17 protein-coding genes are annotated in these 23916 nt (G+C 67.2%); 8 read left to right on the top strand and 9 right to left on the bottom strand.

What is annotated here, in order from left to right; translation table 11 throughout:
- Nucleotides 1-37: 37 nt before the first annotated feature.
- The 4 genes from FVD38_RS14935 to FVD38_RS14920 form a co-directional block, all read right to left on the bottom strand.
- Entirely contained in the window at nucleotides 38-2848 is a 2811-nt protein-coding gene (locus FVD38_RS14935; protein ID WP_147935538.1) for a TonB-dependent receptor domain-containing protein, read from the bottom strand.
- Between the two features lie 317 nt (nucleotides 2849-3165).
- Entirely contained in the window at nucleotides 3166-3864 is a 699-nt protein-coding gene (locus tag FVD38_RS14930) for a FadR/GntR family transcriptional regulator (protein WP_147935537.1), read from the bottom strand.
- A 111-nt stretch (nucleotides 3865-3975) separates the two neighbouring features.
- Nucleotides 3976-7065 (bottom strand): pectinesterase family protein, encoded by a 3090-nt coding sequence (locus tag FVD38_RS14925; protein ID WP_147935536.1) that lies wholly within the window; start codon nucleotides 7063-7065, stop codon nucleotides 3976-3978.
- Between the two features lie 74 nt (nucleotides 7066-7139).
- Nucleotides 7140-7877, bottom strand: coding sequence for a rhamnogalacturonan acetylesterase (locus FVD38_RS14920; RefSeq protein ID WP_147935535.1), 738 nt, complete (start codon nucleotides 7875-7877; stop codon nucleotides 7140-7142).
- 173 nt (nucleotides 7878-8050) lie between these two features.
- On the opposite strand from FVD38_RS14920, the gene FVD38_RS14915 reads away from it, so the two are divergent.
- The 5 genes from FVD38_RS14915 to FVD38_RS14895 all read left to right on the top strand — a co-directional run bounded on the left by FVD38_RS14915 (nucleotide 8051) and on the right by FVD38_RS14895 (nucleotide 13750).
- A complete protein-coding gene (locus FVD38_RS14915) occupies nucleotides 8051-8779 on the top strand; it encodes a FadR/GntR family transcriptional regulator (RefSeq protein ID WP_147935534.1) in 729 nt (242 codons plus the stop codon).
- A 113-nt stretch (nucleotides 8780-8892) separates the two neighbouring features.
- Complete coding sequence (gene kdgD / locus FVD38_RS14910; protein WP_147935533.1) at nucleotides 8893-9804, top strand: 5-dehydro-4-deoxyglucarate dehydratase; 912 nt, start codon at nucleotides 8893-8895, stop codon at nucleotides 9802-9804.
- A 2-nt stretch (nucleotides 9805-9806) separates the two neighbouring features.
- Nucleotides 9807-11393 (top strand): aldehyde dehydrogenase (NADP(+)), encoded by a 1587-nt coding sequence (locus FVD38_RS14905; RefSeq protein ID WP_147935532.1) that lies wholly within the window; start codon nucleotides 9807-9809, stop codon nucleotides 11391-11393.
- 72 nt (nucleotides 11394-11465) lie between these two features.
- Complete coding sequence (locus FVD38_RS14900) at nucleotides 11466-12860, top strand: MFS transporter (RefSeq protein ID WP_147935531.1); 1395 nt, start codon at nucleotides 11466-11468, stop codon at nucleotides 12858-12860.
- Between the two features lie 14 nt (nucleotides 12861-12874).
- Entirely contained in the window at nucleotides 12875-13750 is an 876-nt protein-coding gene (locus FVD38_RS14895) for an SMP-30/gluconolactonase/LRE family protein (protein ID WP_222706928.1), read from the top strand.
- Here the strand turns inward: FVD38_RS14895 and FVD38_RS14890 are convergent.
- From FVD38_RS14890 to FVD38_RS14880, 3 genes are all read right to left on the bottom strand, one after another.
- Entirely contained in the window at nucleotides 13739-14686 is a 948-nt protein-coding gene (locus FVD38_RS14890) for a DUF4380 domain-containing protein (protein WP_229493687.1), read from the bottom strand. The genes FVD38_RS14895 and FVD38_RS14890 overlap by 12 nt on opposite strands.
- A gap of 149 nt (nucleotides 14687-14835) precedes the next feature.
- A complete protein-coding gene (locus tag FVD38_RS14885) occupies nucleotides 14836-15225 on the bottom strand; it encodes a hypothetical protein (RefSeq protein WP_123070517.1) in 390 nt (129 codons plus the stop codon).
- A 112-nt stretch (nucleotides 15226-15337) separates the two neighbouring features.
- Nucleotides 15338-16225, bottom strand: a complete 888-nt coding sequence (locus FVD38_RS14880) for a LysR substrate-binding domain-containing protein (protein ID WP_147935528.1) — start codon at nucleotides 16223-16225, stop codon at nucleotides 15338-15340.
- A gap of 96 nt (nucleotides 16226-16321) precedes the next feature.
- Here FVD38_RS14880 and FVD38_RS14875 point away from each other — a divergent pair, with 96 nt between their 5' ends.
- Both FVD38_RS14875 and FVD38_RS14870 read left to right on the top strand, forming a co-directional pair.
- A complete protein-coding gene (locus FVD38_RS14875) occupies nucleotides 16322-17251 on the top strand; it encodes a DMT family transporter (protein ID WP_147935527.1) in 930 nt (309 codons plus the stop codon).
- Nucleotides 17252-17356: 105 nt separating this feature from the next.
- Nucleotides 17357-18871 carry a S41 family peptidase gene (locus FVD38_RS14870; RefSeq protein ID WP_187271603.1) on the top strand — a complete coding sequence of 505 codons (1515 nt, stop codon included), beginning with the start codon at nucleotides 17357-17359 and terminating at the stop codon, nucleotides 18869-18871.
- On the opposite strand, the gene FVD38_RS14865 is transcribed toward FVD38_RS14870, so the two are convergent.
- Nucleotides 18789-19481 (bottom strand): MOSC domain-containing protein, encoded by a 693-nt coding sequence (locus FVD38_RS14865; protein ID WP_229493685.1) that lies wholly within the window; start codon nucleotides 19479-19481, stop codon nucleotides 18789-18791. The two genes, FVD38_RS14870 and FVD38_RS14865, sit on opposite strands and share 83 nt — an antisense overlap.
- A gap of 13 nt (nucleotides 19482-19494) precedes the next feature.
- A complete protein-coding gene (locus tag FVD38_RS14860; protein ID WP_147935525.1) occupies nucleotides 19495-20952 on the bottom strand; it encodes a M20/M25/M40 family metallo-hydrolase in 1458 nt (485 codons plus the stop codon).
- A 387-nt stretch (nucleotides 20953-21339) separates the two neighbouring features.
- Here FVD38_RS14860 and FVD38_RS14855 point away from each other — a divergent pair, with 387 nt between their 5' ends.
- A complete protein-coding gene (locus FVD38_RS14855; RefSeq protein ID WP_147935524.1) occupies nucleotides 21340-23907 on the top strand; it encodes a TonB-dependent receptor plug domain-containing protein in 2568 nt (855 codons plus the stop codon).
- The last annotated feature ends 9 nt before the right edge of the window (nucleotides 23908-23916 follow it).

Raw genomic sequence — 23916 nt, 5'->3', positions numbered from 1 at the left:
AGGTAACGACTTTTCGCGCAGGCGGGGAACGACGGACTTAGAACGTGTAATCCGCGCGCACCGTGAAGGCACGGCCGATCGGCTTGGCGATGTTCTGCGCAAACACGACACGCGATGACAGGCGCTGGTTCGACAGCGGCGGATCGGTGTCGAACAGGTTGTTCACGCCGGCGCCGAGCTTGAAGTTCGGAGACACCTTGTAGGTGGTCGACAGGTTGTACACGCGGTAGGGCTCGATCACGTTATAGAACGGCTGGCCCGGCTGCTGGGTCGGCAGGGCGTTGGTGTCTTCGTAGCTCGACGTGTACTGCTGCGTCAGCTGGGCGAAGAACGGGCCATAACTCCAGTTCACGCGCGCCTGGTGCTTCCACTTGAAGATATACGTGTTGGCCGAGGTCGAGCCGGTGGACAGGGCGCCGATGCGGCCGACGCTGTCGACCCATGGGCTGCCCGCGTCGTTCTGGCCCTCGTAGCGGTCGGTGTAGGTGCCGTCCATCGAGAAGCCGAAGCGGCCCCAGTTGGCAGTCGGCACCAGGTAGTTCAGGCCGATGTCGATGCCGCGGGTCTTCAGGCCGCCCATGTTCAGGCGGGTCTTGGTGATATACGCCAGCGTGCCGTCGGGATTACGCACGAACAGGTCGCCGTAGCGGTCCAGGTTGTCGAAGATCGAGTCTTCGTTGATCTGGGCGATCGTGCGCTTCATGTCGATCTTCCAGAAATCGATGGTCGCCACGAAGTTCTTGACCGGCTCGATCACGAAGCCGACCGTATAGGTCTTCGACTTCTCTGGCTCCAGGTCCGGATTGGCGCCGACCAGCGTGGTCAGGCGCGTGTTGCAGACACGTTCGGCGTCCAGGCCCAGGCCGGCGAAGCGCGGGTCGGTGGTGAGGGCGCCGGAACCGGCCACGTTCGGGGTCGGGCCAGGGCACAGCAGCGGGTCGTCCCAGCTCGAGGTCGACGCCTGCAGGCTGCGCGGCACGCCGTACAGCTCGGGCAGGGTCGGAGCGCGGAAGCCGGTGCTGACGGTGCCCCGCACCATCAGTTCCTTCATCGGCTGGTAGCGGAAGCTGGCCTTCGGATTGAAGGTCGAGCCGAAGTCGCTGAAATGGTCGCCGCGCACCGCGAAGTTCAGGTTCAGGTCCTTGGTGACCGGCGCATCGAGTTCGGCGTACAGGCCCGAGACGCGGCGTGCGCCGCTCGGGTTGTTGCCCGGCGTGCCGTTGACGCGCCAGACCACTTCGTCGCCGACCATCGGCACGTTTTCCTCGTAGGTCTCGCGGTGCCAGTCGCCGCCGACGGCCAGGCCCAGAGCGCCGCCCGGCAGGTCCATCAGGGTGCGGCTCAGGTTGAAGTCGACGCCGTAGTAGCGCACATCGGCCTTGCGGAACACTTCACCGTCGGCCGAGATGCCCTCGAGGTAGGCGCGGCCGGCTTCGTCCTGCGCGCCGAAGGGGTTCAGGATGCCGTTGGCAACGCCCGCATACACAGCCGGCGTGCGCACGAAGTTTTCCTTGAAGCCGCTGTCGCGGTGGCTGTAGCCGTAGGACGCGCCCACGCGGTAATCCCAATCGGCGACCTGGCCTTCGTCGGCGATCACCAGGCGGTGGTTGGTCTGCACGTCGTGCAGCTTGACCGGGCCGAGTTCGTCCAGGCTCCAGGTCAGCGCCAGGTCTTCGCCGTTCAGGCCGGCCACCGCCGGCACGCCGCCGCTGCCGCCCGGATACCACTTGCTGGCGGACGTCATCATCAGCGGACGGCGCGAGGCCGTGAGGCGGTCATAGTCGGTGTTGTTGCCGAAAGGCTGGGGGCCGCTGACGGCATCGATGTACGAGCGCGCCAGGTTCAGTTCGACGGTGAGCATCTTGCCCTCGCCGTGCGCCAGGCTGGCTTTCGTGAACAGGGTGACTTGCTGGCTTTCCGGCAGCAGTTCGGGGTAGATGCCCGGGTCGGTGATGCAGGTATTGCCGCCGTTGGCGGCGGTGCGGGTGGATGGCACCGTCGTCTGCGCCAGCCCTGGCGCCACGCAGCCATTCGCGTAATAGGGGTTGCCGGTGATGTTGGCCGAACGCCCGTTGCGATAGATGGTGAAGTTCGCCGGCGAGGCCGAGCCGCCCGAGGTATTCGAATTGAACGGCGTGCCGCCCAGCGAGGCAAGCTTCGCGGGGTCCCAGATCTGCGGCCGGTCGCGCTGCAGCAGCGAGTCGCGGCGCTGGGCGCTGAAGGCGGTGTAGACGTTCCAGCCATCCTTCGCGATATCGCCCTTGCCGGCCACGATGGTGACGCGTTTCTGGTCGCCGCCGCCGGATTCCTGCGGCTGCACGGTGCTGGCGTGCAGGGTCACGTCCTGTACCGAGCGCTTGGTGATGAAGTTGACCACGCCGGCGATCGCGTCGGTGCCGTACAGCGCCGAGGCGCCGTCGCGCAGCACCTCGACCCGGTCGATGGCGGCCATCGGGATGACGTCGACGTTGACCGAGCTCGCGCCCAGCGCCTCGTTGGCCAGGCGGCGGCCGTTGAGCAGCACCAGGGTGCGGTTGGTGTTCAGGCCGCGCATATTGATCATGGTGCCGCCGCCACCGCCGCCCACCGGCTCGTTGGTCGCGGCCACGGTCAGGGCCACCGCGACCTCGGACATCGTAGTCAGGCCCTGGTTGGCCAATTCCTCCGCCTTGTAGGTGGTCAGCGGCAGGGCGTTCTCGGTCGCCAGGCGCTTGATCGAGGAGCCGGTCACCTCGATGCGCTGCATGGGCGCTTCCTGCGCCGCTGCGAGGTTCGCCATGGTCATCGCCGCGAGTGCGACGGCCGAAAGGATGAAGCGGGGTTGCTTGGTCGTGCGAAGGTAGTTCACTGCGTGTCTCCTGCCTGTAGTCGTCGAATGCGTCCGGATGTTCTCTCCGGATCGCGCGCATGTTCGCCCCGTTTCCGCCGGGCCGCCGATGATTGGTATGAAAACAATTCTACTTTGGTCAGACCACTTTTGCAATGTGGACGAGCCAGAAATTAAACTGGTCTAACCTTTTGGTTTCCGAGTGACGTGGAGCGCCAGTCGTCGTGGGCACGGCGCGAGAAGGAATGGGCACGCGCCCGGCTGCCCGGGCCGTGCGTGGCGCCGATGCCGGGAGGGAGGTCGGGAAGAAGGCGAGGAAGAAGGCGAGGAAGCGCGACTCAGCCGCGCGAGAACGTGCGGGTGACGCGGTCAAGGTGGGCGCGCATGGCCTGGCGTGCGCCTGCGACGTCGTGCGAGGCGATGGCGGCGAAGATGTTGCGGTGGTCGATCAGCGTCTGCTGGCGCAGTTCCTCGGTCTGGAAGTGTTCCTTCAGCTTGTGCCACAGCGAGCCGCGCTGGCTCCACAGGTATTCGATCACGCCGACCATCGCGCTGTTGCCGGTGGCGCGCGCGATCGCCAGATGGAAGTTGCGGTCGGCCGATTCGTTGCCGCTGCGGTCTTCGTGGTGCTGCTCCATCTCTTCGACCGCAACCAGGATCGCGTCGATCGCCGAATCGCTGGCGTGCTTGGCCGCCAGCGCCGCGACCTCGACCTCGATCAGGCGGCGCGCCGCCAGTACTTCGAACGGACCGGGGCCGACGGTCGGCACGTCGGCCTTCGGCGCGACGTCCTCGCTGACATAGACCCCGGAGCCGCCGCGCACTTCGACCTTGCCGCTCAGTTCGAGCGCGATCAGGGCCTCGCGCAGCGAGGTGCGGCTGACCCCGAGCTTGGCGGCCAGCTCGCGCTCGGCCGGCAGGCGCTCGCCGGCGCGGATGTTCTCGGCGCGGATCAGCTCCTCGATCTTGGCCGAGACGACCCGGTACAGCCGCGGCTCGGTGGTGCTAGGTTCATTCAGCGCTGGGGTCTTCTTCATCGATCGGTTCGTCCTGGATTATTGGCAGTGGGCGCCAAAACTAGCGAATCTTAGTTTGGTATGGTTGATGTTGCAAGTGTACGGGCAAATCTCGTGGCGCGTGCTGGCCGCCTAGGGTTGCGGGTTCCAGCCGCGCCCCACGAACACCGCGGCGCGGTTCGACAGCTGCGCGGCCTGTTCGCGCTCGAGCATGAAGCCGCCGTAGCTGCGCGCCTGGCCGTCCGGCCCCCGGTTGCCGTATTCGCGCCATCCGCCTTCGGCCGGATTCGGCGCAGGCCGCTGCAGCCAGCCGTCGGCGGCGATGTGCGGGCCGACGCTGCAATCGATGAAGGCCACGTTGTCCCAGGTGTTGGCGGTGCCGGGCGAGCGCGCCAGATAGGCGCTGCCGTCCGCCGGCACGTTGCCGGCCGGCCCGGCCCCACGGGTCAGGCGCGAGCGCAGGAAGACGAAGCCCGGTTCGGTGGCGCCGACCGTCCGCGCCTGCACGATGTAGCCGCCGCTCTCCGGACGGGCGCTGTCGCCGATGCTGCGGATCTCGCTGTCCTCGAACAGCGCGGCGCGGTTGTTTCCCCAGATGAAGTCGACATTGCCTTCCACCAGCGACTTGTGGAACCAGGCATACCCCGTCAGCTGCAGCGTATCCTGCTCGCTCAGGAAGTGCGCGTTGCGTACCATCAGGCGCCCATCGCGGCTGCTGAAGAACAGGGTCTCGGCTTGCGGCGAGTGGCCGTCGGTACGCAGGGTGCTGTTGTGCAGGGCGATGTCGCGCAGGTCGAGCAGGTCGCTGTCCTGGGCCAGGAACAGCGCGCGCCCGCCCAGCAGCCCGGGCGTGCCGGCTTCTTGTCCGGTGCCGGAGCCGGGGTTGAGGGTGTCGCTGTTGGCGGCGCGGATGACGGTCGCTTCGCGGCTGGCGCCACGCAGGGTAAGGTTATCCTTGTCGCGCAGGTACAGCAGTTCGGGGTAGACGCCGTCTCGCACATTGATGGTGAGCGGCTGCGCGCGCGGCAGCGACATCGCGTAGTCGAGTGCGCCCTGCACGGTGCGGAAATGCGACCGTCCTTCGGTGGCCACCGTCACGCTGTCGCCGACCGGGCGGTGCGGCGTGGTGCGAAAGCGCCAGCGCGCGCCGTGGAAAGCCCCGCCGCGCACCAGACTTGCCTCGGCCAGCGCCTCGTACTCGGTGTCGTACTCGAGTGCCTGCGGCAGGCGCGCGCGCAGTTCGCCGTCGACGATCCGCAGCGCGTGCTGGCGCACCAGGCGCTGGCGCGGCGCAGGGCCGATGGCGGTCACCGTTTCGCCGGGACGGACCACCGCCACCAGCAGGCCGTCGCGCTTGCGCAGCAGCCGGATGCTGCCTTCCCCCGTCAGTTCGGCGCCGGGCGCCAGGGCCAGGCGCAGCGGCGTATCGGGTGGCACGCCACGCTCGTCCAGCTGCGGATGGGTTGCTACGCCCTTGGTGCTGCGCGGTTCGATGAAGCGCTCCCCGACCACTACCGCGAAGCTGGCCTGGGCCCACGGATCGCTGGCGCTGCGCACGGTCAGTGTGGTTTGTCCGGCCGCGAGCGGCGTCACGCGTACGGCGCCGTGCGCGACGTCAGCCGCCACGTTGGCTGTGGCAATGCGCGGATCGTCGCTGACTACCTCGAAGCCGGCGGCGCCGCCAATCGGGATGACGGCGGCCGGGTCACCGGCCTGCAGCAGGATGCGCCGCTCGGCGACCTGGGCGCTCAGGCGTGCTGGCGCCGCATCGAAGGGGCCGCCGCGCAGGTCGAGCAGCCGGTGCCCGCCAGCGTCCCAGTCGAGTGGCTGGGTGGCCGGCAAGGGCTCGGCCAGGGCGGTGGTCACGCGTTCGCCATCGACCAGCGCCGCCAATTGGCCGGCGTCGGCGGAAAAGCCCAGCACCATCGGCATGTCGGTGGACACGGTGCGGCGCCGTATCTGCTTCAGGCGCTGCACCTGGCCATCGCGTGCGGCCAGCAGTTCGACCTGCAGCGTCTTGCCGCCGTCGACCAGTTGCAGGCTGGCGCCTTGCCAGTCGCCGTGGGCGGCGCGCCGGGCGCGCAGCACGAATGGCGCGCCGGTCGCCGGCGCGATGCGGGCCTCCACGATGGCGCCAGCGCCGGCGCTGGCGCCTGGGCGCGGGCCTGCATTGGCGCGCACGTGAGCGGGCACCTGCGACGCTGGCAACGCCGTATAAGGGTAGGGGACGCGCCAGCCGGCGTCGCCGCCGTGCGGGCAGCCGTTCAGCGGCTGTCCATTGAGCAGCGAGCCGGTGTCGACGAAAACGCCGGGGCTGCGCGCCGGGTCGCGTACCAGCTGCTTGCAGCTGCTCGCACCGGCCACCTCGAAGGCATTGGCGTCGGAAATCAGACGCGAGGCATGCGCGACGCCGATGCTGTAGCCGTGGCCGTACACCGCGCGTCCGCGCTCGCCCACATAGTAGTTGTTCAGCAGATGGACTTGGCCATAGCGCACCCGCGGGGCGCGTTCGGCGACGTGCTCGAACAGGTTGCCCTTGAGGGTGATTCGCAGCCGTCCCTGGTCGCCGGTGAAACGGTCGCCGGCGCCGATCAGCATGTTCTTTTCGTGCTGGGCGAAGTGATTGTAGGTGACGCTGACCAGGTCCGAGCCCTGGGTGATGTCGAGCGCGCCATCGTGGCACTGCTTGCGTTTGCCGTTCTCGATCGGGGCGCGGTCGTCGGTGTCGGGCGCATCGGTGAAGCTGTTGTGGTCGATCCAGACGTGGCGCGCGGCGCGCACCGTGATGCCGTCGAATTCCGAGTTCCAGTTGCCCTTGGCGCCGTCCTGCGCATCCCATTGCGGCGCGACGTCGCAGGGATTGCGGATCGCCAGGTGGCGCACGATCACCTGTTCGACGCCGGTGATCATCAGGCTGGCATGAATTAAGCCGGCGCCCGGGGCGATGCCAACCAGGGTGGTGTTCGACGGAATGCGCACGGCGCCGCGGCCGGCCTGGTCGTCGTGGTCGCGGAAAGGTCGGCCCTCGCTCATGTCGATGGCGGCCGCCACGCGCACGATGCGCGCCGGCGCCGGCGCCTCCAGGGCGGCGACCAGCTGCGCGCGGTCGGCCACCGTGTACACGTGGGCCGGACTGGCGAGGGCGCCGCCGCGGGTGCCGCCTTGCTGCGCGGCCCAGCCGTCCGCCGGCGCGTGCTGGCGCTCGGCGATCGGACCGGGCATCGGAGCTGCCGCGAGGGAGGTGGCCGGGATAAGTGCGGTAAGGGTGAGGGCAGCGGCGACTGCACGCACGCCGCTCACTCCGCGCCCCGCGCGGCGGTGCGCTCGCCTGGCGCGAACGCCGGGGCGAGGGCCGGGACTTTGCGCAGCAGTTCGCGTGCGACGATATCCGAGAAGCGCTGCGCGCCCAGCGGGCCGACATGGGTATGGTCGAAATTGGCGCCGACGCGCGCCAGCTTGTCGGCTTCCTTCGGTCCCATGGCCTGGACTGCGGCCAACGACAGGGCATTCAGGTCGACCAGCGGGGTGCCGGTCGCGGCGGCGATCTTGCGCACCGTGCCGGCCCAGGGCGCCAGGTCGTCCTGTACATAGCCCTGCCTGAAGCTGCGGCGCGTGAGCGGGGTCACCAGCACCGGCACAGCGCCGAGCGCGCGCGCTTCTTGAACGTAACGGGTCATATTGACGGGGAATTCGGTCGCGTAGTCGGTCGAGCGACCGGGCTTGCCCGGCTGGTCGTTGTGGCCGAACTGGATCAGCACATAAGTACGGCGGTAGCCTGCGCCATCGCGCAGCAAGCCCGTCACCTCATCCCAGCGGCCTTCGGCGCGAAAGCTCCCCGAGCTGCGCCCGCCGCGCGCCAGGTTCAGGCAGGCGGTTTCGGGTGTCAGACGGGCGCACAAGGCGTCGCCATAGCCGGTGCTGCTGGCCATGGTCGAGTCGCCGACCAGGATCACGCGGTCGTGCGCCGCTGGCGCGGACCAGGCGGCGCCGGCCAGCAGTAGAGAGAGCAGGGGAGTGAGGCGAACGGACGGCATGAAGTCTCCTGATGTTTTTTTGATAGACGATTCTAGTTTGGTCGGGCCAATTCTGCAAGGTGGCTATACCGGTACTGAACCTGAGCTCATGCGAGAGAGATAAGATGTCTGATGACTGTGGCATCAACTATCCATCCGCGTATAATTCCCTCATCTTTCACCAGCAAATCGCCATGAATCTGCCACAACGCAAGCACCGCAATCTCGCCCAAGGCGTGGTCGAACACATCAGTGGCACCATCCGCCAGGGCACACTCAAGCCGGGCGACAAGCTGCCGACCGAATCGTCGCTGATGACCCAGCACGGCGTCAGCCGCACCGTGGTGCGCGAGGCGATCTCGCACCTGCAGGCGGCCGGCTACGTGCAGACGCGGCACGGCATCGGGACCTTCGTGATCGAGCGCCAGCAGGCCGGGCTCGGGCTCGATGCCGAGAACATCCTGACCCTGCGCGACGTGCTGTCCGTCCTCGAACTGCGCATCGGCGTCGAGACCGAGACGGCGGGCCTGGCGGCCGGCCGCCGCAGCGAGAACCAGGTCGACGAGCTGGCCGGCGCGCTGCTCGAGATGCAGCAGGCGATGGCCGACGGCAGGTCGGCGGTGGGGGCCGACAAGCGCTTCCATTTGCTGATCGCGCAGGCAACCGGCAACCGCTATTTCGTCGATATCCTGGAGCAGCTGGGCAATGCGATCATCCCGCGCGCGCGCCTGGATACGCCCAAGCTGGAGCAGGACAAGCCGGCCGATTTCCTCGAGCGCGTCAGCCGCGAGCACGACGATATCTTCCGCGCCATCGAGCGCCGCGATGCCGAAGCCGCACGTGCGGCGATGCGCACCCATCTCTCCAATAGCCGCGAGCGACTGGTCCAGGCACAGCGCCGCCTGGAAAGCTCCCTGAACTGACATTCGCATCACATTTTGCTTGCCCTTGCTGATTTTAGGTTGTACGATGACTTACAACATGATTCATCGCACTTCTTTTTCGTCCAACACCTAGACCAACGGAGACCTTAGCAATGCAACCAAATGAACTCAAGCAAGTCCTGTCGCACGGCCTGCTGTCCTTCCCGATCACCGACTTCGACGCGCAGGGCGAGTTCGATCCAAAAGGCTATGCCGCACGCCTCGAATGGCTGGCGCCGTTCGGCGCGACCGCGCTGTTCGCAGCCGGCGGCACCGGCGAATACTTCTCGCTGCATGGCGAGGAATACGGCCAGATCATCAAGACCGCGGTCGACACCTGCGCCGGCGTGGTGCCGATCCTGGCCGGTTGCGGCGGCCCGACCCGCACCGCCATCGCGCATGCCCAGGAAGCCGAGCGCCAGGGCGCCAAGGGCCTGCTGCTGCTGCCGCACTACCTGACCGAAGCCAGCCAGGACGGCCTGATCGCCCACGTCGAAGCGGTGTGCCGCTCCGTGAAAATCGGCGTCGTGGTCTACAACCGCGCCAACTGCCGCCTGACCCCGGATTCGCTGGCCAAGCTGGCCGACCGCTGCCCGAACCTGATCGGCTTCAAGGACGGCAACGGCGACATCGAACTGATGGTCTCGATCTGGCGCAAGCTGGGCGACCGCTTCAGCTACCTGGGCGGCTTGCCGACCGCGGAAGTGTATGCCGGCGCCTATAAAGCCCTGGGCACCCCGGTGTACTCGTCGGCCGTGTTCAACTTCGTGCCGCAACTGGCGATGGACTTCTACCACGCCACCGCCAACGACGATTTCGCCACCACCAACCGCCTGATCGACGAGTTCTTCCTGCCTTACCTCGAGCTCCGCAACCGCAAGGCCGGCTACGCCGTCAGCATCGTCAAGGCCGGCGCCCGCCTGGTCGGCCATGGCGCCGGTCCGGTGCGTCCACCGCTGACCGACCTGACCGCCGAAGAAGACGCGATGCTGCTCGACCTGCTCAAGAAGAACGGAGTGCTGTGATCATGACGATTCTCGGTGAAATGATCATTGGCCAGCAGTGCGTGCGCGGCACCGCTGGCGAGGCCTTCGGCTTCAACCCGGCCACCCGCGCCAACCTGGAGCCGGGCTTCGGCCAGGCGACCGGCGACGACGTCGAGCGCGCCTGCGCGCTGGCTGGCCAGGCATTCGACCCTTACCGCGCGCTGCCGCTCGAACAGCGCGCACGCTTCCTGGAAGCGATCGCCGAGCAGATCCTGGCCGTGGGCCCGGAACTGATCGAGCGCGCGATGCTTGAAACCGGCCTGCCGCAGGCGCGCCTGGAAGGCGAGCGGATGCGCACCGTGACCCAGTTGCGCTTGTTTGCGAAAGTGGTGCGCGACGGTTACTTCATGGATGCGACGATCGACAGCGCGCTGCCTGACCGTACGCCGCCGCGTCCCGACCTGCGCCTGCGCAAGATCGGCCTCGGCCCGGTGGTCGTGTTCGGCGCCAGTAACTTCCCGCTGGCGTTCTCGGTGGCCGGTGGCGACACCGCCTCGGCGCTGGCGGCCGGCTGCCCGGTCGTGGTCAAGGCCCATGCCGCCCACTCGGGCACTTCGGAACTGGTCGGCCGCGCCGTCCAGCGCGCGGCGAAAGAAGCCGGCGTGCCCGAAGGCGTGTTCTCGATGCTGTACGGCGATGGCCGCACGGTCGGCCAGCAACTGGTGGCGCACCCTGCGATCAAGGCGGTGGGCTTTACCGGTTCGCGCCAGGGCGGCACCGCGCTGATGCGCACCGCCGCCGGCCGTTCCGAGCCGATTCCAGTCTACGCCGAAATGAGCAGCGTGAATCCGGTGTTCCTGCTGCCGGCCGCGCTGCAGGCCGGCGGCGCCGGCCTGGCGCAAGGCTTCGTCGATTCGCTGACGCTGGGCGTCGGCCAGTTCTGCACCAACCCGGGCCTGCTGTTCGCGCTCGAAGGCGCCGACCTGGACGCCTTCGTCAAGGCCGCCAGCGAAGCGCTGGCAGGCAAGGGCGCCGGCACCATGCTTACCGCCGGCATCCACGAGGCCTACAACACCGGCGTGGCCAAGTTCGGCCAGGTCGAGGGCTTGCAGCTGGTCGCCCAGGGCGGCGAGCAGGGCACCGGTTGCGCCGCGCGCGCCGCGCTGTACGTGTGCGATGCCGCTACCTATCTGGGCAACGCGGCGCTCGAGGACGAAGTGTTCGGCCCGGCCGCGGTGCTGGTGCGCTTCAGGGACGCCGATCAGCTGCTCAAGGCGGCCGAGGCGCTGCACGGCCAGCTGACCGTGACCGTCCACGCCCAGGCCCAGGACCACGGCGTTGCCGGCGCACTGCTGCCGATCCTGGAACGCAAGGCGGGCCGCGTGCTGTTCAACGGCTTCCCGACCGGCGTCGAAGTGGCGCACGCGATGGTCCACGGCGGCCCGTTCCCGGCCACCAGCGACAGCCGCACGACCTCGGTCGGCGCCAGCGCGATCGACCGCTTCCTGCGGCCGGTGTGCTACCAGAACCTGCCTGCCAATCTGCTGCCGGAAGCGCTGCGCGATGAGAATCCGCTGGGTCTCGCGCGCCTGCAGGACGGCACCCTGCAAGCTGGAGGGAAAGCGTAACGCCTTAAGTTTCTGTCGCAGCACCAGCCGGGGGAGACACCGGCTGTTTTAACTTGTAAAGAACTGATCACCATGAATCAGCAAGTCATCGACCTCGCACCGGCGCAGACGGTGGTGGGCAAATATCGCTGGACGATTTGCGCACTGCTGTTCTTCGCCACCACCATCAATTACCTGGACCGCCAGGTCCTCAGCCTGCTCGCACCGATGTTGTCCGCCGAATTCGGCTGGTCCAACACCGACTACGCGAACATCGCGGCCACCTTCCAGTTCGTCTACGCCATCTCGATGCTGTTTGCCGGCCGCGTGATCGACCGCATGGGCACCAAGCGCGCCTACGTGGTGGCCATCGTCGTCTGGTCGCTCGGCGCCATCGCCCACGCCTACGCGATCTGGATCGGGGAGGCGGTCAATACCGTGTTCACCTCCATCGGGTTGGCCGTGGTGCCGGTGTCGATCGCCGGCTTCATGATCGGTCGCGCGATCCTTGCCATCGGCGAAGCCGGCAACTTCCCGGCCGCGATCAAGGCCACCGCCGAATACTTCCCCAAGCGCGAGCGCTCGTTCGCGACCGGCATCTTCAATTCGGGCGCCAACGTCGGCGCCATCCTGGCGCCGCTGACGGTGCCGGTGATCGCCGAGTTCTGGGGCTGGCAGGCGGCTTTCATCGTGATTGGCGCCATCGGCTTCGTCTGGATGGGAATCTGGATCTGGCTGTACGACGTGCCGGAACGCTCGGCGCGCGTCGGCGCGGCCGAACTGGCCTACATCAACAGCGACGCCGGCGTCAGCCCAGCCGCGGTCGACAATACGCAAGTGGCGAAAAGCTCGTGGTTCAAGCTGCTCGGCTACCGCCAGACCTGGGCCTTCGTCGCCGGTAAATTCCTGACCGACGGCGTGTGGTGGTTCTTCCTGTTCTGGCTGCCCAAATACATGTCGGCGCAATACGGCATGTCGGCCACCGCCATGATCCTGCCGCTGGCGGTCCTGTACAGCATGACGATGGTGGGCAGCATCGGCGGCGGCTGGCTGCCGACCTACTTCCTGAACCGCGGCGCCGACATCTACCATGGCCGCATGCGCGCCATGCTGCTGATCGCGCTGTGCCCGCTGGTGGTGCTGCTGGCGCAACCGTTGGGCTACCTGGGCTTCTGGATTCCCGTGATCCTGATCGGCATCGGCGCCTCGGCCCACCAGGCCTGGTCGGCCAATCTGTTCACGACGGTGTCGGACATGTTCCCGAAACACAGCGTCGGCTCGGTGGTCGGCATCGGCGGCATGGCCGGCGGCCTGGGCGGCGTGCTGCTGACCAAGCTCGGTGGCTGGCTGTTCGATCATTATGGCGCGCTGGGCCAGCTGTCGACCGGCTATATGATCATGTTCTCGATCTGCGCGCTGGCCTACCTGGTCGCCTGGTGCGTGATGAAGGCGCTGGTGCCGCAGCACCGTGAAATCAAGGACCTGTAAGGATGTCGATGGAAATGGAAATCGTCGCCGGCGTGCATTGCGCGACCGGTGAAAGCCCGATGTGGCATGCGGGGGAACAGGCCTGGTACTGGGTCGACATTCCCGCCCGCCGCATCTGGCGGCGCGACCACGCCAGCGGGGAACTGCGCCGCTGGCTGGCGCCGGAAATGGTGGCCTGCATTGCCGGCAGCAGCGGCGGCGGACTGGTGGCGGGGATGGAAAGCGGGATCTTCCATCTCGACCTGAACGACGACGGCTCGGTCGGCGCCAGCCGGCTGGCCGCGCCCCCAGCGGCGGAGCTGGGTGAGGGCATGCGCTTCAACGACGGCCGTTGCGACCGCCAGGGCCGTTTCTGGAGTGGCACCATGTTCATGGACATGGGGGCAGCGCGCGCGGTCGGCGGGCTGTATCGCTACTCGGGCCGTGACGGCCTGCATGGGCCGGTGGTCTCGAACATGCTGACCCAGAACGGACTGGCCTGGTCGCCGGACGGGAAGACGATGTACCTGTCCGACTCCCACCCGCAGCGCCGCATGGTCTGGGCCTTCGACTACGACGTCGACGCCGGCCTGCCGCATGACCAGCGGGTGTTCCTCGACCTGAACGGCCAGAAGGGCCGGCCCGATGGCGCCGCGGTCGATGCCGACGGTTGCTACTGGACCTGCGCCAACGATGGCGGCGTGGTGCAGCGCTACACCCCGGCGGGCAAGCTCGATCGCGAGATCGAACTGCCGATGGCCAAGCCGTCGATGTGCGCTTTCGGCGGGCCGGATCTCGACCTGCTGCTGGTGACGTCGATCGATCCGGGCACTGGTGGGGATGCCGGCGCCGTGGTCTTGTTGCGTCCCGGTGTCAAGGGCGTGGCCGAGACGCCGTTCTTACGGGAGTGATATTCCGAGGTGCGCCGCATGCCGGCGCAGGAACTCGAGGTGGGCGTCGCGGGTGGCTGGGCCGTCGTAAGGAAGGATGGTCCAATGTTCCGACGCCCGCATCGCCGCGCCGGGCGCCAGTTCGACATAGGGCGCGTGCACTTCCAGCTCCAGCATGCCTTTGTCCGCCGCGCGCGCGTCGGCGTCCTGGTACAGCTCGACCTGGCCCTGGGCCGGGTGGATCGCGGCGCGAGGCTGGTGGGCGAACTGGATCACCAGCGCCTGGCCATCGCGGAACGCCGCCAGCCATCCGTGTGACGGCTGGGCGAACAGTTTGCCCTTGCGTGGGGCGTCACCCGGCATCGGCAAATCCAGCGACAGCAGGCCGCCGCCCAGCGTGAAGTGCAGCGCTCCAGCCGGCTCGATCCGAACGTCTTCCCGCGCCGCCACCGGCACATAGGCCATCGTGTGCGCCGGCACGCGCGTATTGAACCAGATGTCGCGACCCGCCAGCTTGCCGCTGCGGTTAGTCGCCTCGGCGTCTAGCCGCAGGCTGTCCGGCTTGCCTGCGACCAGGGCGTAGCGCTTGCGCAGCTGGATGCCGGACACGGGGCTGGCCGGACCGTCGAGTACGATCTTGTCCCGCTTCTTTTCCACCAGTGTGTACTTCGCAAGGCTCAACCAGGGATCCGGTGGCCAGGCAGCTTTCGCCGCGGCGCGCGCGGGATTGACGTCCTGGTAGGCCCACCAATCGCGCTGCGGTCCAATCCATACCTCGTGCCCCTGGTAGGGGACGTGGCCAGAGGCCGCATCCGGCGCCGTGTCGTAGTCGCCCGCGGCTTCGTCGATGAGCAGGAAATTGGGCTTGCCGGCCAGTGCGAACGACAGCAGCCGACCGCCGGCCACTGCCGAGACACGCGCGTGTACTACGCCATTGTCGAGATGGTGCGAGGGCAACTGCGGTGCGGCGTGCGATACGGACGAGGCGATGCAGAGACAGGCGACGATGAGTGCCTGGAAGGACGAGGGCGAGGACGAGAAGAACGACGAGCCGCGCAGCCGGTTACCCGGCCACGCGGCTGGCTCATGCCGATGACGCTGAACGATTATTTCGAAGCGTCCTGCATTTTTTCGCCAGCGCGTTCGACGCTGCGGCCAGCAGCGGCGGTGGTGTCGCTGACGGCATCCTTGGCTTCGGCGGCCGCTTCACGCGATTCCTGACGCACTTCGGCGGTGGCGTTGTCGATGCGGTCGCCAGCGCGGTCGGCAGCGGCTTCGGCGCGGTCGCCGGCAGCTTCGATACGGTCGCCAGCGCGCTCGGCGGCGGCGTCGGCAGCGGCCACGCCTTCGCGGGTTTCATTGGCCACGGCGCGGCCGGCATTGTCGACGGCGGCGCCGGCTTCTTGCGCTGGGCCCATATTGTCGTTTTTGTTGCAGCCGGTGGCCAGAACGGCGACGGACAGCATGAGGGCGGAGAGGGCGATGGTGGTTTTCATGGTGTGCTCCTTAAAATAAATGTTGTCGTTTAGCTTACACCTACTGCTAATTCTTTGACTCACGCTACGACCGCAATCGTGCGCGACGAAAGCATTACAACATTTCCAACACTCATCGGCTGTGCGCTAGATAACGTAACAACGTTTCGGCATGCGGTGATAGCGTAGTCGGATCGGCGAAGCACACCCGGAGTTCCCGATTGGCCCAGGTTTCGTCGAGCAGCACGATGCCAACAGGCAGCTCGCGTGCAAAGCGGCTTGCCGCGGCCTCGGGCAGCATGGCGATGCCTGCGTCCTGTGCAACGAGTTGGGCGATGGCGTCGAAGCTGGGCGCCCGCACCCGCACCTTGAGCGGCCGCCCACTCTGGACCGCGCGCGACTCGATGAAGTGCTGCATCGGCCGCTCGGCCGGCAGGCAGACGAACGAGAACTCGAAGGCGTCGCGCATCCGGGTGTCCGTGCGTTCTTCGAGTGGGTGGCCGTTCGGCACCAGCAGCACCAGGCGGTCAGTGCGAAACGGCAGCGAGATCACGTCGCCTGTAGCCACGTTGCCGTCCAGGATGCCGATCTCGATGTCGCGGTCGCGCACCGCCTGCAGGATGTCGCGGCTGGTGCGCTCCTCGAGCTGCAGGTCGACCGACGGGTGATCGGCAAGGAACACCCCCAGCGCCGCCGGCAGGAAGGTGCTGATCGCCACCGTGGTGCCGGCCAGGCGCACCGCCCCGCGCTGCGGCCCGCGTAGTTCGCGCACGGTGTCGCGCAGCTGGTCGGCCTCGCTGACCACGCGCGCGGCGCGCTCGAGGATGAATCGACCGCCCGCCGTCGGCGTCATGCCGCTGGCGGAGCGCGTAAAGACGGCGATGCCGCAATCGTCCTCGAAGCCGCGCAGGCGGTTACTGGCGGCCGACAGGGCGATCGGGAAGCGCTCGGCGGCCTTGCTCAGGCTTCCGGCGTCGGCGATGGCGAGCAGCAGGCGAAGATCGGTGAGGTCGAAGTGCATGGGTTTCTCGAAACGCGAAGGCCTGGTCCAGGATTGACGCATTCTAACGTGGAAGCTTTCTCGGCAGAATAAGGTCTTTGCCACCGAAGCCCGATCATGAGTCCCACCCAAGTACGTTTGCGCAGCTGGTCGCAGGATGGCCGCCTGTACGCGGTGCTGGCCGCCGTCGGCTTCAGCATGAAGGCGGTATTCGTCAAGCTGGGTTATGCGGCGGCGCCCGTCGATGCGCTGACCCTGCTGGCGCTGCGCATGGGCTTCGCGCTGCCGCTGTTCCTGTGGCTGGCCTGGCTGGCGCGCGACCGTGACGCCGAGCCGCTGTCCGTCAAGGACGGCATCCACATCGCCGTGCTGGGTTTTCTTGGCTACTATCTTTCCAGCCTGTTCGACTTCTATGGGCTCGAAACCATCACCGCCGGGCTGGAACGCCTGATCCTTTACCTTTATCCGACCCTGGTGCTGCTGTTCCAGGTTGCCCTCACGCGCCAGCGGCCTTCGGCGCGCACCCTGCAGGCGCTGGCCATCTGCTATCTGGGCCTGGGCATCGGCTTCGTGCACGACCTGCAGGTGACCGGCTGGAGCCGCGACGTGATGGTGGGCTCGGCCTGGGTATTCGCCAGCGCCGTGACCTATGCGCTGTACTACCTCGGCACCGGCGCGCTCGTGGGCCGGATCGGCTCCATGCGCCTGGCCGGCCTGGCCGGCAGCGCCTCGTGCATCTTCGTGCTGGGGCACTTTGTGGCGGCTGGCGACCTGGCCATGCTGCCGGCGCTGCCGCCGACGGTCTGGCTCAATGGCGCACTGATGGCCGTGGTGTCGACCGCGCTGCCGATCTACTGGCTGGCGCTGGCGATCGGGCGCATGGGCGCGGCGCAGGCGGCGGCGGTGGGCAATCTGGGGCCGGTGCTGACCTTGTTCGCAGCATGGCTGCTATTGGGAGAGCCGCTGTCGATCTACCAGCTGGGAGGGCTGGCGCTGGTGATCCTGGGTGTTGCGCGGCTCAAGCCGAAGGCGCCGTCGCAGCGGTAGCGCACGATCTGCGACACACAATCGCAATTGGCGATCCATTCGAAGCGACCGGGACATGGTAAAACTCTTGCTGCGATGTACTTCCATCGACAGCAACGAGGAATCATGACAAGCACGTTATCACTGCCTCACGCGATCAAGGCGCTTGCCTTCGGTCTGTGCGGCCTGCACGCGTCGCTCGCGCTTGCGGCGGCCCCGCAGAATCCCTGGGCCGCGATGGCACGGGCGGACGCGGATTTCATCAACGACTGGATCGAGCGCCAATCCATCTCCGCTGTCTACCCGGCGAACGGCGATTTCAACGCGAAGCTGGCCACGGCGCGGCGCACGTTCGACGCCGAGTCCATGCGCGTCGACAGCTACGCCGGCTATCGCCACGCGCTTGGCCATTTCGTCGGCTCCCTCCAGGACCTGCATCTGGTCTTGCGCCATACGCTGACTCCGTCCACCTACCAGTGGCCTGGCTTCATGGCAGCCTATCGTGGCGGCCGCTACCTCGTGGCCACCCAGGGCAGCGAGCTCGCCGGGCAGGAGATCAAGCAATGCGACGGCCAGCCGATGGATGCGCTGGTGGGCCGTGTCGCCACCTACGAACAGCTGATCGCCGGCGTGGAGTCGACCAAGGTGCGGGCCGCGCCCCTGGTCTTCCGGGACGCCGGCAGCCCCTTCGTGCCGCGACCGCGCAGCTGCCGGATCGGCGGCCGCGACGTCGCCCTCGATTGGCAGACGGTCGCGGCGAGCAGGTTTGCGGCGGATATGCGCAGCGCGATCGCATTCACCGACCGGGTCACGGGCGTCACGCCATTCGGCGCCGATGGTTCCTGGGTGCGCATGGGTATATTCCACATGCAGACACAGGCCGAAGGCAAGGCGTTCAAACAACTCATGGCCGATGCGCCGGCATTGCGGGACAAATCCGTCATCGTCCTCGACGTGCGTGGCAACGGCGGCGGCTCTTATGAGTGGTTCATGGGTTTCCTTCGCGCGCTGTATGGCAAGGAGTATGCCGACTATCACGCCCGTTCGCGCCTGGAGATCTCGCACGTCTACCGGACTACGCCCGAGATCATGGCGTTCTTTGCCGCCGACAAAGCCGCCGAGACCGGCGAGCTCATACCTCCTGTCGACGGCAAGGTGTTCGACAAAGGCTACGTCAAGTATCGCCAGGCCGTCGAGGCCGGGAAGACGGTCTTCGTCACGCCGCCCAATGCGCGCGGCATCCCGAAACCGGCAAGGGAACCAGTCAACCCGGTCAAGGCCAGGGTATTGCTGCTGACCGACTACAACTGCGCCAGCGCGTGCATGGTGTTCGTCGATGAACTGAAACGGTTCCCGGGCGTCGAGCAGGTGGGCGTCGAGACGTCGGTTGACTCGCGCACCGGCACCGGGTTCGGGGCGCCGCTGCCGAGCAAGAATGGCGTGATCGAAGTGCCGGTCGTGACGCGTGACGGCCGCGAGCGGGGGGATAATATTCCGCATCGTCCGAGCCGGGTCTTCAGTGGGAATATTTTCGATACGGCGGCCGTCAAGGCATGGATCAGCGAGGAGATCCTGGGCGGGAAGGCGGAAGCGCGTCATGATCGAACAGGCCTGCACCCGTCCAGCGCGGCTGGGAAGTGAGCGTGCGCGCCGCGACGGCCTTGTGCGCGTAGGCGGCGCCTAGCCCGCGCAGCAGACGTGGAAAGGCGCGGCAATAGCTGGACTGGATGCCCGCCAGACGGGCCAACTGGGCGTATTCGACCACGGCGCCAGCAGGGAGGGCGTCGAGCACCTGGGCGATGCGCAGGCGCCAGTCGTCCGGCCACGATGCGAAGCCCTGGCCGAGATCGCGCACCGGATCGCCGGGACGAATGACGCCGCCCTCGACCACGCGCGCCAGTACGCCGCGCCGGGCGCCGATCCTGGCCGCCAGCCGCTCGCCATGCAGGTCGAGCCGTCCGCACGCTTCGCAGGCAAACATCAGGCGCACCTTCGCTTCGTCCCCGATCTGCAGCACCGTCCCGGAAGGCAGGCGGTCGACGTCGTCGTCGAGCAGGAGGTTTTCGCGCAGCGCCTGCGGCGGGAGCAGAAGGGCGGCGTAGCTGGTACAGGAAGCCAGCAGTAGCTGGCGTGGGGAGAGTGGGTCGAGATGGCGGTCGCCTTCGGCGCCGCTGCCGGCGAGCAGCCGCATGCTGTCGACCTGCACAGGCGCGGGCGCGCCGGCTGGGCGGATCGACAGGCTGGCGATCACGTGGAGGCTGACGTCAAGGCGCGCCGTGCAGCGCGCGCGCCGCCTCGCGGTACTTGGCGGCGTTGGGGACGTCAGTCCATGCCGGCTTGGCCTGGTCGTTGGCGATGTCCTGCAGGGCGACGGCGATCATGCGGCTTACGCGGGCCATATTGTCGTAGTCGATCTTGTCCCAGGTGTCGTCCTTGCCGTGGTAGTCGGGGAAACCGAAGGCCACCGCCAGCGTGTGGGCCGGCACGCCGGCGTCGGCCAGCGCCTGGTTGTCGCTGCGCGCGAAATAGCGGTCGCTATTGGTCGGATGCTTCCAGAAGCGGATGCCGGTGCTGCCGGCGGCGCGCTGCAGGGTCGTGCCGACGGTCGAGTAGTCGAAGCCGGTCATGGTCGCCGAGCCCACTTGCGGGCCCTCGCTGTCATCGGTGCGGCCCAGCTGCTCGAGGTTCAGGTTCATCACCGTGTCCTTCAGCGGGAGCACCGGGTTCTTCGCGTAATAGCGCGATCCCAGCAGCCCCAGCTCTTCGCCGAACAGGGCGACGAACACGATGCTGCGGCGCGGGCGCTCCTTTTGCGCCGCCATGGCCGCGGCGATCTCGATCATCGACACAGTGCCACTGCCGTCGTCGTTGGCGCCGTTATAGATCTCGCCGTCGCGGATGCCAAGGTGGTCGTAGTGGGCGCTGAGCATGACGTAGGTGCTCTTGAGTTGCGGATCCGACCCGCGCAGGACGCCGATCACATTGCGCAGCTTAAGCGGGCTGACGGTCGGCGCCACCACCTTGGCGGCCACGCTGGCGCCGCCCTGTTCGAGCGTGCCGGCGACGTCGGCCGCGTGCAGCAGCACGACCGGCGGGCCGTCCTTGGCCACCGGCTGGCTCGGATCGATCAGCCAGCCGCCCTGGGTGCGGCCGTGGCGGCGTTCGCGGTCGATCATCACGATCAGCGCAGGTTTGCTCTGCAGCTTCGATTGCAGGGTGGCGGCCGCGCCGGGAATCGCCGCCGCGGGCACGACCAGCACCTTGCCGTTGGCCGCGCTCTTGTCGTCCAGCGCCGCCTGCCATTGCATGAACACGGCCGGCGTGTTCTTGAGGGTAACCGGATCGACGAAGTTGGCCGAGGCGCCGTCCAGCGGCACCTCGATGGTCTTGCCGCCGGCCGTGACCGTGATCGTGATGTCCTTTTCGCCGCGCCTGGCGTATTGCCAGTTGGCGGTCTGGTAGTAGCCGTCATCGCCCGCCGCTTCGAGCCCGGCGCGGCGGAACTGGGCGGCGATGTATTCGGCGGCCAGGTCGACGCCGCGCGATGGTGTACCGCGGCCCTCCAGCAGGTCGGACGAAAGGAAGGACAGGTGGCCGCGCAGCGAGTCGGCCGAAATCTGGGCGGTCAGCGCCGAATGTGCGGCCGCGCGTGGCGCTTCGGCCTGAACTGCACAGCCGGCGAGGACGACACTGAAGCCGAGGGCAGAGACAAGATGACGCATGCGTAGACTTCCTTGAGGTGGAAAAAATTGCAATATGACATGTTGGGCAAGTGCGGTCAATTGCGTGGTCGACCGCGCGTTTCGATGGCGATTTGCATAAGCTTGTATTTATTTATTCGTTTGGCATAGCATTTCCGCCCGGTATTATGCGTCTTCCACCGTAATTCAACGATCAATCAGCCATGACCCATTCGCAGCACCGCATTCCACGAACCCGCACGGCACTCATGCCGGGCAAGGTCGAGGCATGCTGTCGAATGCGCCGCCACTGATCGCCTGACCCATATCGCCGTCTTCCGCACCCGTCCATCGAGGATGGGGCAGGGAGCGCACGCCCGCTGCGGGGCCTTGAGCGCCGCCCGCGGGTAGACCACCACCAGGAATACCATGCACAAACCACTCGCTATCGTCGTGGCGCTCGCCGCCGCATTCTCGCAACACGCCACCGCCCAGGACATCGAAAAAGTCGTCGTCACCGGCTCCAACATCCGTACCACCCAGAAGGAAGGCGCCAGCGCCGTCCAGTTCATCTCGACGAAAGAGCTGGCCGCCACCGGCAAGTCCAGCATCGCCGACGTGATCCGCTCGATCTCTGCCAACAGCGGCAACAGCTACAACGAGCAGTTCACCGGCAGCTTCTCGGCAGGTACCGCTGGCCTGTCGCTGCGCGGCCTGGGCCAGAAGAACACCCTGATCCTGGTGAACGGCAAGCGCGTCAGCCCCTACGCCACCGCCCAAAACCTGCAGGAAGTCTTCGTCGACCTGAACAGCCTGCCGATGGCGGCGGTGCAGCGCATCGAGGTGCTCAAGGACGGCGCCTCGTCGGTCTACGGTTCGGACGCCGTCGCCGGGGTGGTCAACATCATTCTCTACAAAGAATTCAAGGGCACCGAGATCAGCGCCCAGGTTGGCCGCTCTACCGAAGGTACCGGCCAGGACGACAAGAGCGTGACCCTGCAGACCGGCTTCGGTTCGCTGGTCGAGGATGGCTATAGCGTCGTGTTCTCGGCGGACGCGCAGTGGCGCGACAAGCTGCAGCAGGACCAGGTGGGCTGGATGGCGGGCAGCGACTTCCGCGGCAACCCGAACGGCACCCTGGCCTGGGTGCCGACCAACTACGTCAACAACGATCCGACCCAGTGGCTGGGCGGTGCATCCGGCGCGAATGCGGGTCCGCTGGCGGTCCAGCCCTATGGCGAGATCACCCCGGGCCGCAGCGGTAACGTGCTGGCCTATAACCCGGCCACCTACAAGACCCTGATCCCGGGCATCCAGCGCGCCCATGCCTCGCTGCGCGGCACCGTCAAGCTGGGCCAGGACCACGAGGCCTATGCCGAGGTGCTGTACGGCCGCTCGCGCGCCGACCAGACCTTCAGCGCGCCGCTGACCGTCGGCACCGGGCTGCGCGCCTGGAACAACGGCACCCAGCAGCTGGACAATATCAACGTCGTGCTGCCGGTCGGCCATCCGAACAATCCCGGCGCCACGCCGCTGCCGTTCAACGCCACCCTGTTCGACCTGGGCCCGCGCATGAAGCAGGGCCGCGTCGAGTTCTTCCGCGTGCTGACCGGCGTGAAAGGCTATGCCGGCGGCTGGGAATACGATGCCTCGGTCGGTCATTCCGGCAGCGAGCTGAAGGAAACCGTGCAGAACTTCGTCAACCGCTATGAATTCGAGAAGGTGCTGGCCGACGGCAGCTATGACTTCGTCAACCAGGCCAATAACAGCGAAGAAGTACGCAACCGCCTGCGCCTGTCGACCCTGCGCCCGGCCGAATCGAAGCTCACCACCGTCGACCTGAGCGCCACCCGCGAGCTGGCGCAGCTGCCGGCCGGCGCGCTCGGCTTCGCCGTGGGCGCCCAGTGGCGCCGTGAAGAGATGGATTCGCAGACCTCCACCGCGGTCTTGTCGGGCACCGAGCTGCGCCCGGCGATCAACATCATCGACGGCAGCCGCGACGTGGCGGCGCTGTTCGCCGAGTTGAACGTGCCGGTGCTGAAAGACCTGAGCGTCAACCTGGCCGGCCGCGGCGACCATTACGACGACTTCGGCAGCGCCTTCTCGCCAAAAGCCAGCGTGCGCTGGCAGGCGGCGCCGTGGCTGCTGGTGCGCGGCACGCTGTCGCGCGGTTTCCGTGCACCGTCGCTGCCCGAGATCACCAACTCGACCTCGGTCAGCTACGGCAACGTGGTCGATCCGCGCGATCCGATCTCGCCGACCCAGGCGCGCGGCATCACCAACCTGACGATCGCCAACCCCGACCTGTCGCCGGAACGTTCGACCAATGCCAACTTCGGCATCGTGCTGGCCCCGAACAACCGCACCAGCCTGGGCCTGGACTTCTACCGCATCCGCACGGAAGGTGTGATCGGCACCGAGTCGGCCGACAACATCATCGCCAACGAAGCGAGCGCCCCGGGCAAGATCGTGCGCGACGCCCAGGGCCGCATCCTGACCCTCTACCGCCAGTATGCGAACCAGGGCAACCGCTCGGTATCCGGCTTCGACATCGACCTGCGCCACGTACAGCCGCTGGCCGCGTACGGCAAGCTGACCGTGAACGCGCAACTGAGCCGCGTGCTGTCGTTCGAACAGCCGCTGGCGGTCGGGCGGCCGCTGTCCGACGGCGCCGGCAACAACTACTTCGGTTCGATCCCGAAGTGGCGCGGCGTGACGGGCCTGACCTGGGACATCCAGGACTGGAGCAATACGCTCGTGTGGAACTACGTCGACGGCTACGAGCAGACCACCCGCCCGGGCGAGCGCGTCAAGCCATATGGCACCTTCGACCTGAACCTGGCGTGGAAGGCGACCGAGGCGGCCACCGTCAGCTTCATCGTGCATAACCTGGGCGACAAGCGTCCGTCGTGGGATTCGTCGACCGCGTTCTTCGATTACACCCAGGGCGATCCGCGCGGCCGGGTGGCGTCGGTGAAGGTCAATTACCGCTTCTAAGCGCCGTTT

This window comes from Massilia arenae, from assembly GCF_008014745.1.
Lineage (GTDB): Bacteria > Pseudomonadota > Gammaproteobacteria > Burkholderiales > Burkholderiaceae_D > Telluria > Telluria arenae.
This window is presented reverse-complemented; position numbering and strand designations above follow the sequence as displayed.